The sequence below is a fragment of the Pseudomonas sp. BCRC 81390 genome (assembly GCF_030341915.1).
Lineage (GTDB): Bacteria > Pseudomonadota > Gammaproteobacteria > Pseudomonadales > Pseudomonadaceae > Aquipseudomonas.
Map to the genome: position 1 here is coordinate 332,481 of NZ_JATAAG010000066.1, position 12,569 is coordinate 345,049.

Below are 12,569 nucleotides of genomic sequence, written 5' to 3' on the forward strand. Positions count from 1 at the left end.
GCATAATGCCGATTATGTCTTCATCTCCAGGAACACCTGCATGACTCAGATCAGCGTCGAACGCAAACATTCCCTCGGCCGTGATGCCGCCCGTGCCAAGGCCGAGGCGCTGGTGGACAGGCTGGTCCGTGAATACGACCTCAAGGCTACCTGGAACGGTGACCGGGTCGATGTGGCGCGCAGCGGTGCCAACGGCAGCGTGCATATCGGCGAAGACAGCATCCGCGTGGAGCTGAAGCTCGGCATGATGCTGTCGATGATGAGCGGCACGATCAAGGGCGAGATCGAGCGGGCACTGGACAAGGCCCTGGCCTGATCCGGTGCCGGGCCCTGCCTTCACCTTAGGGTGAAGATTCTAATTTCCCTCTCTACCTTGTGCTCAAGCCCAACCTCCATGGGCGGTTCCTCCTCCACTCATGAGCATGAGGTACAGAGCATGGCCAAAGTGACTGTGAAGAAAAAGGACGACGCCCTGGGTACGCTGGGCGAGGTGCGCGGCTACGCGCGCAAGATCTGGCTGGCGGGTATCGGCGCCTATGCGCGCGTGGGCCAGGAAGGCTCCGACTACTTCAACGAGCTGGTCAAGGCCGGTGAAGGCGTCGAGAAACGTGGCAAGCAGCGTATCGACAAGGAACTGGATGCGGCCAACAGCCAGATCGATGAAGCGACCCAGGCCGTTAGCCGCGTCCCGGGGCGGGTCGAAATTCAACTCGACAAAATCGAAAAAGCTTTCGACGCACGGGTAGGGCGCGCCTTGAATCGCCTGGGCATTCCGTCTAAACATGACGTTGAGGCGTTGTCCATCAAGCTTGAACAGCTGCATGAGCTGCTTGAGCGCGTCGCGCACAAACCATAAGGAGAGCAGGATGGCTGGCAAGAAGAATTCCGAGAAAGAAGGCAGCTCCTGGGTCGGCGGGATCGAGAAGTACTCCCGCAAGATCTGGCTGGCAGGGCTGGGTATCTATTCGAAGATCGACCAGGACGGCTCGAAGCTGTTCGACTCGCTGGTGAAGGATGGCGAGAAGGCCGAGAAGCAAGCGAAGAAGACGGCTGAAGACGTGGCGGAAACCGCCAAGTCGTCGACCAGTTCGCGCGTGTCTGGCGTCAAGGACCGTGCCCTGGGCAAGTGGAGCGAACTCGAAGAGGCCTTCGACAAGCGCCTGAACAGCGCCATCTCGCGCCTTGGCGTGCCGAGCCGCAACGAGATCAAGGCGCTGCACCAGCAGGTGGACAGCCTGACCAAGCAGATCGAGAAACTGACCGGTGCGTCGGTTACGCCGGTCTCGTCGCGTGCGGCCGCCAAGCCGGCGGCGAGCAAGGCAGCGGCCAAGCCGCTGGCCAAGGCGGCAGCGGCCAAGCCTGCGGCGAAAACCGCAGCGGCCAAGCCGGCAGCCAAGGCAGCAGCGGTAAAACCGGCAGCCAAGACGGCAGCGGCGAAGCCTGCAGCCAAACCAGCGGCAGCCAAGCCCGCGGCAAAACCGGCAGCGGCCAAGCCAGCGGCAGCGAAGAAGCCAGCGGTGAAAAAGGCTCCGGCCAAACCGGCCGCCGCCAAGCCGGCAGCGCCTGCCAGCAGTGCTGCGCCAGCTGCGACCGCCGCCCCGGCACCAGCCGCCGCCCCCGCCAGCAGCACGCCGTCGGCAGCCAATGGCAGCGGTACCCTGATCTGATACCGCGTCACCTGCTTCGCGGGCTCGCCCGCTCCCACAAGTATCGCGCCGATCATCTGGTCAGCGCAGGCCCTGTGGGAGCGGGCTTGCCCGCGAAGGCCACGGCACCGAAACACCAGGTCTACCCCTCCAGATAGCGTACCGCCAACTGCTCTGCCGCCGCCCGCGCCTGGGCCTGCAGATGCGGCGCCACCAGCATCATCACCTGGTACACCACGATCCCCACATCCCCCTCGCGCCCAAGCACGCGCTGGTAATCCAGCGAGAACATTAGGGTCAGGGTGATCTGTTCCACCAGTTGCCCCAGCGCCTGGGTTTCGCTTTCCACCTGCCCCTGGCCCTTGAGGCTGGCCAGCAACGCTGCCAGCGTACGCTTCAGCGCGTTGATCAGGCTGCGCATGCCGCGTGCCAGCTTGGGCAGGCGCCCGGTCAGGTTCGACAGGTCCTGGAACAGGAAGCGGTACTGCGCCATGCGTTCGACGATCAGGTGCAGGAACAGCCAGTAGTCTTCGGCCTCCAGGCGCACTTCGAGCGGTGGGTCGAGCAAGGGCATCAGTGCTTCTTCGAAGCGCTCGAACAGGCCCAGTACCAGTGGCTCCTTGCCATGGAAGTGGTAGTACAGGTTGCCCGGGCTGATGCCCAGTTCGTTGGCAATCTCCAGGGTGGAGACGTTCGGCTCGCCCTGCTGGTTGAACAGCTGCAAGGCGCATTCGAGGATACGGTCGCGAGTCTTCATCCCGTCGGCAGGCTCAGCGGGTCATCACGTAGGTGCCCGGTGCGGGCCCCAGCGGTGGATAGGTGGCATTGCCCAGCTCGCTGCGGGGTGCCTTGAGCGGGCCGGAGCGCTGGGTGATCCAGTCCAGCCACAACGGCCACCAGCTGCCCTCGCTGCGCTTGGCGTCGTGAAACCAGGCGCGCGGGTCGCCGGGCAGCTTGGGGTTCGCCAGGTAATACGCCTTGGGGTTGCCAGGCGGGTTGATGATGCTCTGGATATGCCCGCTGTTGGCCAGCACGAAGCGCCGGTCGCCACCCAGCAGCAAGGCCGAGCGGTACACCGCGTCCCAAGGGGTGATGTGGTCGTTGCTGCCGGCGACGGTGAAACTGTCCAGGTCGACCTTCTGCAGGTCGATGGGCGTACCGCACACCTCCAGGCCGGCCGGATAGGTCAGCGGGTTGAGCTTGAAGAAGTCCAGCAGGTCACCATGCAGGGCAGCGGGCAGGCGCGTGCTGTCGGCGTTCCAGTACAGGATGTCGAAGGCCGGTGGCGTCTTGCCGAGCAGATAGTTGTTGACCCAGTAGTTCCAGATCAGGTCGTTGGGCCGCATCCAGGCGAATATCCGTGCCACCTCGGCGCCGTCGAGCACGCCACGCTGGTAGGAGCGGCGCTTGGCGGCTTCGATGGTCTGCTCGTCGGCGAACAGGCTGGCCGGGCTCTCGAACTTGCTGTCCAGCAGGCTGACCAGGTAGGTAGCGCTGCGCACCCGGCGCAGTTGCTGCCTGGCCTGCAGGTGGCCTTGCAGCGCGGCCATGGTCAGGCCGCCGGCGCAGGCGCCCATCAGGTTGGGGTCGCGGTTGCCGCTGATACTGCGGCAGGCGTTGAGCGCTTCTTCCAGCGCTTGCACGTAGCTGGACAGGCCCCATTCGCGGTGGCGCGGGTCGGGGTTGCGCCAGCTGATCATGAATACCTGCAGGCCGCTCTTCAGCATGTACTGCACGAAGCTGTTGGTCGGGCTGAGGTCGAAGATGTAGAACTTGTTGATTTGCGGCGGCACCACCAGCAGTGGCCGGGCGTGCTGCTTTTCGCTCATCGGCTTGTACTGGATCAGCTCCAGCAGCTCGTTGCGAAACACCACTGCGCCGGGGGTCGCGGCCAGGTTGCCGCCCACCTCGAAGGCACGCTCGTCGACCTGGCGCGGCAGGCCGTCGTTGTGGCGCAGGTCGTCGAGCAGGTGAGCCACACCGCGCAGCAGGCTCTGCCCGCCGGTGTTGAACAGCTCCTTGACCGCCAGTGGGTTGAGCAGCGAATTGCTGGGCGCAAGGGCGTCGTTGATCAGGTTGAACAGAAAGTGCGCCCGGGCCCGGTCATCGTCGTCCAGATGGCTTTCCTCGATCCACAGGCGGGTCTGCTTCTGCCAGGCCAGATAAGCCTGCAGGCCGCGGCGGTAGAACGGATTCTGGCTCCACGTAGGGTCGTTGAAGCGCGGGTCGCGCGGGTTCGGCTGGTGCGGCGTGTCGCCCAGCAGCACCCGGCCCAGTTGGCCGCCCAGGGCCAACAGATGGTGTGCGGTATGCAGCGGGTGACGCAGGCCGTGACGGCTGACATTGCGCAACGTGGACAACAGGTCACGCCCGCGCAGGCCGAGGATGGCGTTCTGTACGTTCATGCGGGTGGCGGGAAGCGTTGGCGTTCCTTTGGCCGGTTTGTCTTTCATGGCAACACTCCCTCGTCTGAGCCGTTCCGCTGTCGAGACCTTCGCGGGCATGCCCGCACCCGCGCGAAGCCCCGTCGATCTACCCGCCCGAAACCGGGCGGGGGTGCATGACGGCGCGCTGTCGTTCTTGCTGAAGGAAATTCATGATGATCGGGGCGACGGCCTCGGCCCGGGTGATCAGGAACAGATGGCCGTCGTCGATAATGTGTAGCTGCGCATTGGGAATCCGCCAGGCCAGCAGGCGCATGTTGATCAGCGGGATCAACGGGTCGTCGTCGCCGGCCAGCACCAGGGTTGGCTGCTGGATCTTGTGCAGCCAGTGGATGCTGGTCCAGCCAAGCCCGGCGAACAGCTGCCAGTAGTAGCCCATCTTGCCGCCGGAGCGCACCTTGGCGGCATGCTGCATGGCCAGGTCCGGGTCGCGTCGGAAGCCACCGCCATAGATCAGCGGCGCAATGCGGATAACGTGCGACGGTTGTACGTAGCGCCGCGGGCTGGCCATCATCCACAGCACCTTGGGCTTGCCGGGCACCATCACTGCACCGGCCGCAGTGGCGGCCAGCACCAGCTTCTTGCAGCGCTCGGGGTAATCGTGGGCGAACTGCTGGGCCAGGGCGCCGCCCCAGGACACGCCAATGACATTGACCTGGCCGTAGTCGAGGTAATCCAGCATGCGTGCGGTCAGCTTGGCCAGCCCGGGAAAGCGGTACGGGTGGCGCGGGGTTGACGAGCCGCCGACCCCGGGTACGTCGAAGGCGATGACTTCCAGGTCCGGGTCCAGTGCTTCGATGAACGGGAACACCAGCTCCAGGTTGGCGCCGATACCGTTGAAGATCAGCAACGGCGTCAGGTGTGGCTTGCCCGGGCGGACGGCGGTGCGGATGGACTGGTCGTCCAGTTCGACGGTCCTGAAGATATAGGGTTGCGGCATGCGCGTGACTCTTGGGTGAATGAACACCGTGGCGCCCCGCAGGTGGCCACGGCGCTGCAGCTTTATCGCTCGTGGACGTAAGTCCCCGGTGCAGCCTCGCCGGCACCGTAGGCCCGGTTGCCCAGGCGTGTCGGTGCCTTCTTCAGCTCACCGGCCCGCTCGGCCAGCCAGCTTTGCCAGTGCAGCCACCATGAGTCAGCATGCTTGGTGGCATTCTCCTGCCAGGCCAGTGGATCACCCGGGCGGTCGGCACCGGTCATGAAGCGCGCCTTGGGGTTGCCTGGCGGGTTGAGGATGCTCTGGATATGCCCGCTGTTGGACAACACGAATTCGATCTTGCCGCCGAACAGGTGCGCTGAGCGGTAGCACGACTGCCACGGGGTGATGTGGTCAGCAGTGCCGGCTACGCTGAAGATGTCGCATTGCACCTGCTTCAGGTCGATCGGTGTGCCACACACTTCCAAGGCATTGGGGCGGGTCAGCGGGTTGGTCTTGAACATCTCGATCAGGTCGCCGTGGAACGCGGCCGGCAGGCGCGTGGTGTCGTTGTTCCAGAACAGGATGTCGAACACGGGGGGCTCGTTGCCAAGCAGGTAGTTGTTGACCCAGTAGTTCCAGATCAGGTCGTTGGGGCGCATCCAGGCAAACACCTTGGCCATCTCGCTGCCTTCGAGCACGCCGGCCTGGTAGGAGTGGCGCTTGGCGGCCTCCAGGGTCTGCTCGTCGACGAACAGCGCGACCTGGGTATCGACGGTGGTGTCCAGCACGCTTACCAGCAAGGTCAGGGCATTGACCTTGTTTTCGCCAAGGGCGGCATAGTGGCCCACCAGGGCAGTGCAGGTAATGCCGCCGGAGCAGGCCCCGAGCATGTTCAGGTCCTTGCTGCCAGTAATCGCCAGCACCGCGTCGACGGCTTCCTTGAGCGCATCAATGTAGGTCGACAGGCCCCATTCGCGCTGGGCCTTGGTCGGGTTGCGCCAGCTGATGATGAAGGTCTGTTGTTGCGAGCGCAGGCAGAAGCGCGCCAGGCTCTTTTCCGGGCTGAGGTCGAACACGTAGAACTTGTTGATCTGCGGCGGCACCACCAGCAGCGGACGCGCATGCACCTGCTCGGTGATCGGGCTGTACTGGATCAGCTCCAGCACATCGTTGCGGTACACCACGGCACCTTCGCTGGTGCCCAGGTTCTTGCCCACTTCGAAGGCATCCATGTTCACCTGGCTGGGCATGCCACCATTGTTGACCAGGTCCTTGGCCAGGTTGGACAGGCCGTCCAGCAGGCTCTTGCCGCCGGTTTCGAAGAAGCGCTTGACCGCCGCGGGGTTGGACAGGGTATTGGTTGGCGCCATGGCTTCGGTCATCAGGTTGATGACGAACTGGCCGCGGCTGATGTCCTGGGGCGACAGGTCGCTGCTGCCAATCCAGTCCTGCAGTTCCTTGCGCCAGGCCAGGTAGGTTTGCAGGTAGCGGCGGTACAGCGGGTTGTGGCTCCAGGCCGGGTCGGTGAAGCGACGGTCATCGCTTTCCGGGGCCAGGCTGGACTTGCCCAGCAGCACATTCTTCAGTTCCAGGCCGAAGTGGGCCACATGCTTGGCGCTGTGCAGCGGTTGGCGCATGGCCTGGCGCAGCACGGTACGTGCCGAACTCAACAGGTCCTTGCGGCGGATACCGATGACCGGGTTGAGCCCCAGGGTATTTTCCGAGGCTTGCCGCTGCAGCTCATCGTTGTTCTTGTTACTCATCTACGACGCTCCGTTGTCCTGAGACGAGTACCGGTTTGCTGTGGCGGGTGCACAGTGCTGAGCCCGGTACTGCTACTCGGGTGACCAGTGATAAGGAACAGCGGTGCTGCGAGGGTTGTTGCTACCTGCAACGTGATGCAGGGAACTTGCCACTCCCCATTGGTTACCCGACTTTCATGTAATGCGCAAGACAGCCCTTCACTGGGCTGTCTATAAGGCATTCAAACAGATGATTCTAGAAAATGCGCTCTAAACGCTGAGGGCCTTGCGCTAGAGCATGAGTTTCACCACCGATTCGGCGGGGTCGCGGGATTTTCCGGCCTTGTGCAGCTCGTCGAGGTACTCGGCCCACAGCTGTTCCTGGCGCAGGCACAGCTGTTCGAGGTATTCCCAGGTGAACAGCCCGCTGTCATGGCCATCGTCGAAGACCAGTTTCAGTGCATATTGGCCGGCAGGTTCCAGGCCGCTGAGGCCGACATTGATCTTGCCGAACTGCAGGATGGGGTTGCCGTGGCCCTGGACCTCGGCCGAGGGGGAGTGAACGCGCAGGAATTCGGCGGGCAGGTGGTAGACCTCGCCGGGAGCGTAGGTGAGGCTGAGGGTTTTCGAGGCTTTGTACAGGTTGATGGCGGTGGGCAGGCGGGCCATGGGCGGAATCTCTCGGGAGCTGATGGTGCAAGCTTCCAGCTTATGGAGGAGGGATTCAAGGGACATTGGGGCTGCTACGCAGCCCTTTCGCGGCACAAGCCCGCTCCCACAAGTTCAGCGCTGCATTGGAGGGCTGTGGGAGCGGCCTTGTGCCGCGATGGGCCGCAGAGCGGCCCCCTGCGGTCTTACAGGATGTAGCGCGACAGGTCTTCGTTCTGCGCCAGCTCACCCAGGTGGCTGTTCACATACGCTGCATCGATCTGGATCGGCGCTTCGTCATGGGTGCTGGCCAGGTCGCCGGCACTGAACGACACCTCTTCGAGCAAGCGCTCGAGCAAGGTGTGCAGGCGGCGGGCGCCGATGTTCTCGGTCTTCTCGTTGACCTGGTAGGCGATCTCGGCCAGGCGCTTGATACCGTCGGCCAGGAACTCGATGTTCAGCCCTTCGGTCTTGAGCAGGGCCTGGTACTGTTCGGTCAACGACGCGTGCGGTTCCTGCAGGATGCGCTCGAAGTCTTCCGGGGTCAGGGCCTTGAGCTCCACGCGGATCGGCAGGCGCCCTTGCAGCTCGGGCACCAGGTCGCTCGGCTTGCTCAGGTGGAACGCACCCGAGGCAATGAACAGGATATGGTCGGTCTTGACCATGCCCAGCTTGGTGTTGACGGTGCAGCCTTCGATCAGTGGCAGCAGGTCGCGCTGCACGCCTTCGCGGGACACGTCGGCGCCGCCAACGTTGCCACGCTTGGCAACCTTGTCGATTTCGTCGATGAACACGATGCCGTGCTGCTCGACCGCTTCCAGGGCCTTGGCCTTGAGTTCTTCCTCGTTGACCAGGCGGCTCGCTTCTTCATCGCGAACCATCTTCAGCGCTTCCTTGACCTTCAGCTTGCGTGCCTTGCGCTTGCCTTTGCCCATGTTGGCGAACAGGCTCTGCAGCTGGTTGGTCATTTCTTCCATGCCGGGTGGTGCGGCAATTTCGACGCCCACGGCATCGGCCACTTCGATCTCGATTTCCTTGTCGTCCAGCTGGCCTTCGCGCAGGCGCTTGCGGAACAGCTGGCGGGTGTTGGAATCGGTGCTGGTCTGCGCGGCTTCCTCGGCGAAGCTGCTGACCCGCGCCTGTGGCAGCAGGGCGTCGAGAATGCGGTCTTCGGCAGCGTCTTCGGCGCGGTGGCGCACGCGGATGATTTCTTGCTCACGGAGCATTTTCAGCGCGGCATCGGCCAGGTCGCGGATGATCGACTCGACGTCGCGGCCGACGTAGCCCACTTCGGTGAACTTGGTGGCTTCGACCTTGAGGAACGGCGCGTTGGCCAGCTTGGCCAGGCGGCGGGCGATTTCGGTCTTGCCGACGCCGGTAGGGCCGATCATCAGGATGTTTTTCGGCGTGACTTCGGCACGCAGCTCGGCAGGCAGTTGCATACGCCGCCAGCGGTTGCGCAGGGCAATGGCCACGGCGCGCTTGGCGTCATCCTGGCCGATGATGTGACGGTTGAGTTCGTGGACGATCTCGCGGGGGGTCATGGACATGATCAGTTGGGTCCTTGGGCAGATGAGTCAGCGTGGAAAAGCCCCCGCACCGGGCGGGGGCGCCAGAACAGCTGAATCACTCGGCCAGGTCCTGCTCCTCGATGGTCAGGTTGTGGTTGGTGAATACGCAGATATCGCCAGCGATGTTCAGGGCGGTCTCGGCGATTTCCCGGGCGGAAAGGTCGGTCTTGTTCAGCAGGGCGCGTGCAGCGGCCTGGGCGTATGCACCGCCGGAACCCATGGCGATCAGGCCGTCTTCCGGTTCGACCACGTCGCCGTTGCCGGTGATGATCAGCGAAGCATCCTTGTTGGCTACTGCCAGCATGGCTTCCAGGCGGCTCAGGGAACGGTCGGTACGCCATTCCTTGGCCAGTTCCACGGCAGCACGAACCAGGTGCCCCTGGTGTTTCTCCAGCTGGCCTTCGAAGCGCTCGAACAAGGTGAAAGCATCGGCGGTAGCGCCGGCGAAGCCCGCGATGACCTGGCCGTGGTACAGGCGGCGCACTTTCTTGGCGTTGCCTTTCATCACGGTGTTGCCGAGGGATACCTGGCCGTCGCCGCCCATGACGACTTTGCCGTTACGGCGGACAGAAACGATGGTGGTCAAGGGGAGAGTCTCCACGCAGCGGGGCGAAAGTGCCTGATGCAGACTCATATGGGGGTGGGGGGAAGGATTTCAACCGCAGGGGATGAATGGTCGCGCTTGGCAGGGGGCACCGTGCAAGAGCGTTCGCGGGCATGCCCGCTCCCACAGGGGACAGTGATCTGCTGTGGGAGCGGGCGTGCCCGCGAATGGCTTTTACTCAGGCCTCGTGGCAGACATGCCCGTCGACCAAGGTATAACGCACCGCACCCGGCAGGCAGTGGCCGATGAACGGGCAGTTCTCGCCGCGCGAGAACCACTGCTCGCCGGCCACGGTCGAGGCTTGCGGGTCGAACAGCACCAGGTCGGCGGCGCCGCCCGCCTTCAGCTCACCGGCCGGCAGGCGCAGGGCCGCTGCCGGGCCGCTGCTCAGGCGCGCCAGCAGGGTTGGCAGGTCGAGCAGACCGTCCTGTACCAGGGTCATGGCCAGCGGCAGCAGCAGTTCGACGCTACTGATGCCCGGCTCGGTGGCACCGAACGGGGCCAGCTTGGCGTCGCGCTCGTGTGGCTGGTGGTGGCTGGAAATCGCCTGGATCACCCCCGACTTCACGGCCTCGCGCAGGCCGTCACGGTCGGCGGCGGTGCGCAACGGCGGCTGCACGTGGTACAGGCTGGAGAATTCACGCAGCGACTCGTCGGTGAGTATCAGCTGATACAGCGCGACATCGGCGGTGACCGGCAGGCCCAGGGCCTGGGCCTGGGCAATCAGCCGCGCGCCACGGGCACTGGTGATCTGGCTGAAGTGCGCACGTACGCCGGTCTGCTCCACCAGCAGCAGGTTGCGCGCCAGGGCCACGGTCTCGGCGGTTTCCGGGATGCCCGGCAAGCCGAGGAAGCTGGCCATGGCGCCTTCATGGGCCAGGCCGCCCTGGGCCAGGTCGCGGTCCTGGGAGTGGAACACCACGGTCAGGTCGAAGGTGGCGGCGTATTCCAGGGCACGCGCCAGGGTACGGTTGTTGGGGATTTCCTTCAGGCCATTGCCGAAGGCCACGCAGCCGGTGTCGCGCAGGGCCACCAGCTCGGCCAGCTGCTCGCCTTCCAGGCCCTTGGTCAGCGCTCCGATCGGGTAGACCTTGCTGTTGGCGGCCTCGCGGGCGCGGTCAAGGATCAGCTCGGCCACCGCCGAGGTGTCCAGCACCGGCTTGGTCTGCGGTGGGCAGCACAGGCTGGTGACGCCGCCGGCCACGGCGGCGCGGGTTTCACTGGCGATGTTGCCTTTGCGGCTGTAGCCCGGCTCGCGCAGCGACACGCCGAGGTCCACCAGGCCTGGCGCGGCGACCAGACCGGCGGCGTCGATCGTGCGGCTGGCGCTGAACCCGGCCGGGGCGGCGCCGATGGCGGCAATGCGGCCGCCGTCGAGGTGCAGGTCGGTGACCTGGTCGAGGCCACTGTTCGGGTCGATGACCCGGGCGCCAAGAATACTGACGGTCACTGGGCGTTCTCCTGGTCGAATTGACGTTGCGCGTTCTGCCCGCTCATGGCCATGGACAGCACGGCCATGCGCACGGCGATACCATAGGTGACCTGGTTGAGGATCACCGAATGCTTGCCGTCGGCCACCGCCGACTCGATTTCCACACCGCGGTTGATCGGGCCAGGGTGCATGACGATGGCATCGGGCTTGGCGCCGGCCAGGCGCGCGGTGGTCAGGCCGAACAGGCGGTAGAACTCGCCTTCGCTGGGCAGCAGGCCGCCGGCCATGCGCTCACGCTGCAGGCGCAGCATGATCACCACATCGACGTCTTTCAGGCCTGCGGCGAGGTCGGTGTAGACCTTCACGCCATACTGCTCGATACCGACCGGGATCAGGGTTTTCGGGCCGACCACGCGAATGTCCGGGCAGCCCAGCGCTTTCAGCGCGAGCATGTCGGAGCGGGCTACGCGCGAGTGCAGGATGTCACCGACGATGGCCACCGACAGGTTCTCGAAGCTGCCCTTGTGGCGACGAATGGTGAGCATGTCGAGCATGCCCTGGGTCGGGTGCGCATGGCGGCCATCACCGCCGTTGATCACGGCAACCTCGGGGCACACGTGCTCGGCGATGAAGTGCGCGGCGCCGGAGTCCGAGTGGCGTACCACGAACATGTCGGCGGCCATGGCTTCGAGGTTGCGCAGGGTGTCGAACAGGGTCTCGCCCTTGCTGGTCGAGGAAGTCGACACGTTTAGGCTGATCACGTCGGCCGACAGGCGCTGGGCTGCCAGTTCGAAGGTGGTACGGGTACGGGTCGAGTTCTCGAAGAACACGTTGCACACGGTCTTGCCGCGCAGCAACGGGACTTTCTTCACGGCCCGGGCACCGACTTCGAGGAACGAGTCGGCGGTGTCGAGGATCTCGGTGAGCAGTTCGCGGGGCAAACCGTCGAGCGAGAGGAAGTGGCGCAGCTGGCCCTGGTCATTGAGCTGCAGCGGGCGCTTGGCGTCGATTGGCGTCATCGCGGGGGGACTCTTAAAGGGCAGAAGCGTTGGCGAGGTCCTGGCGCTCGAGGGCGAGCGGTGCGGGTCCGGTCAATTTTACCCGTTCATGGGCGGCCAGCGACAGGGTGGCGCCAAGCACATTCGGGCGGATTGGCAATTCGCCGGCATCCAGGTCCAGCAGGCAGACCAGGGTGACGCTGGCCGGGCGGCCGTAATCGAACAGTTCATTAAGTGCGGCGCGGACCGTGCGGCCGCTCATCAGCACGTCATCCACCAGTATCAGGTGCTGGCCCTCGACCTCGAACGGCAGCTCGGATGGACGCACCTGCGGGTGCAGGCCGTTCTGGCTGAAGTCGTCGCGGTAGAACGAGACGTCCAGGGTGCCCATCGGGCTGCTGTCGCCCATGGCTTCCTGCAGGGCCTGGGCAACCCAGACGCCGCCCGTGCGGATACCGATATAACGTGGCTCGGTAATTGCCCGGCGGGCCAGGTGGGCGCGAAGGTCGACAGCCATCTGCCGGATCAGCTCGGCGGGATTGGGTAGGCTCATTGCGGGCTCCTT

At 64.7% G+C, this 12,569-nt stretch carries 13 protein-coding genes; 3 read left to right on the forward strand and 10 right to left on the reverse strand.

Annotated elements, in window-relative coordinates; all coding sequences use genetic code 11:
* Nucleotides 1-40 precede the first annotated feature (40 nt).
* The 3 genes from QSV36_RS18145 to QSV36_RS18155 all read left to right on the forward strand — a co-directional run bounded on the left by QSV36_RS18145 (nucleotide 41) and on the right by QSV36_RS18155 (nucleotide 1,667).
* A complete protein-coding gene (locus tag QSV36_RS18145; RefSeq protein ID WP_186672329.1) occupies nucleotides 41-316 on the forward strand; it encodes a polyhydroxyalkanoic acid system family protein in 276 nt (91 codons plus the stop codon).
* A gap of 120 nt (nucleotides 317-436) precedes the next feature.
* Complete coding sequence (locus QSV36_RS18150) at nucleotides 437-856, forward strand: phasin family protein (RefSeq protein WP_289133616.1); 420 nt, start codon at nucleotides 437-439, stop codon at nucleotides 854-856.
* Between the two features lie 10 nt (nucleotides 857-866).
* A complete protein-coding gene (locus QSV36_RS18155; RefSeq protein ID WP_289133617.1) occupies nucleotides 867-1,667 on the forward strand; it encodes a phasin family protein in 801 nt (266 codons plus the stop codon).
* Between the two features lie 121 nt (nucleotides 1,668-1,788).
* On the opposite strand, the gene QSV36_RS18160 is transcribed toward QSV36_RS18155, so the two are convergent.
* From QSV36_RS18160 to pyrR, 10 genes are all read right to left on the reverse strand, one after another.
* Complete coding sequence (locus QSV36_RS18160; protein ID WP_289133618.1) at nucleotides 1,789-2,403, reverse strand: TetR/AcrR family transcriptional regulator; 615 nt, start codon at nucleotides 2,401-2,403, stop codon at nucleotides 1,789-1,791.
* A 13-nt stretch (nucleotides 2,404-2,416) separates the two neighbouring features.
* The gene (gene phaC / locus QSV36_RS18165) at nucleotides 2,417-4,099 is read right to left on the reverse strand and encodes a class II poly(R)-hydroxyalkanoic acid synthase (RefSeq protein ID WP_289133619.1); all 1,683 of its coding nucleotides are present in this window, start codon (nucleotides 4,097-4,099) and stop codon (nucleotides 2,417-2,419) included.
* A 79-nt stretch (nucleotides 4,100-4,178) separates the two neighbouring features.
* Entirely contained in the window at nucleotides 4,179-5,030 is an 852-nt protein-coding gene (phaZ, locus tag QSV36_RS18170) for a poly(3-hydroxyalkanoate) depolymerase (RefSeq protein ID WP_289133620.1), read from the reverse strand.
* A gap of 62 nt (nucleotides 5,031-5,092) precedes the next feature.
* Nucleotides 5,093-6,772, reverse strand: coding sequence for a class II poly(R)-hydroxyalkanoic acid synthase (gene phaC, locus QSV36_RS18175; RefSeq protein ID WP_289133621.1), 1,680 nt, complete (start codon nucleotides 6,770-6,772; stop codon nucleotides 5,093-5,095).
* Nucleotides 6,773-7,042: 270 nt separating this feature from the next.
* A complete protein-coding gene (locus QSV36_RS18180; RefSeq protein WP_289133622.1) occupies nucleotides 7,043-7,420 on the reverse strand; it encodes a gamma-butyrobetaine hydroxylase family protein in 378 nt (125 codons plus the stop codon).
* A 185-nt stretch (nucleotides 7,421-7,605) separates the two neighbouring features.
* Nucleotides 7,606-8,949, reverse strand: coding sequence for an ATP-dependent protease ATPase subunit HslU (hslU, locus tag QSV36_RS18185; protein WP_015272084.1), 1,344 nt, complete (start codon nucleotides 8,947-8,949; stop codon nucleotides 7,606-7,608).
* Nucleotides 8,950-9,025: 76 nt separating this feature from the next.
* The gene (gene hslV / locus QSV36_RS18190; RefSeq protein ID WP_025340909.1) at nucleotides 9,026-9,556 is read right to left on the reverse strand and encodes an ATP-dependent protease subunit HslV; all 531 of its coding nucleotides are present in this window, start codon (nucleotides 9,554-9,556) and stop codon (nucleotides 9,026-9,028) included.
* A gap of 196 nt (nucleotides 9,557-9,752) precedes the next feature.
* Entirely contained in the window at nucleotides 9,753-11,024 is a 1,272-nt protein-coding gene (locus tag QSV36_RS18195) for a dihydroorotase (protein WP_289133623.1), read from the reverse strand.
* Complete coding sequence (locus QSV36_RS18200) at nucleotides 11,021-12,025, reverse strand: aspartate carbamoyltransferase catalytic subunit (RefSeq protein WP_170033196.1); 1,005 nt, start codon at nucleotides 12,023-12,025, stop codon at nucleotides 11,021-11,023. Before QSV36_RS18200 ends, QSV36_RS18195 begins: the two co-directional genes overlap by 4 nt.
* A gap of 13 nt (nucleotides 12,026-12,038) precedes the next feature.
* Nucleotides 12,039-12,557, reverse strand: coding sequence for a bifunctional pyr operon transcriptional regulator/uracil phosphoribosyltransferase PyrR (gene pyrR, locus QSV36_RS18205; protein WP_225779525.1), 519 nt, complete (start codon nucleotides 12,555-12,557; stop codon nucleotides 12,039-12,041).
* Between the last annotated feature and the right edge of the window lie 12 nt (nucleotides 12,558-12,569).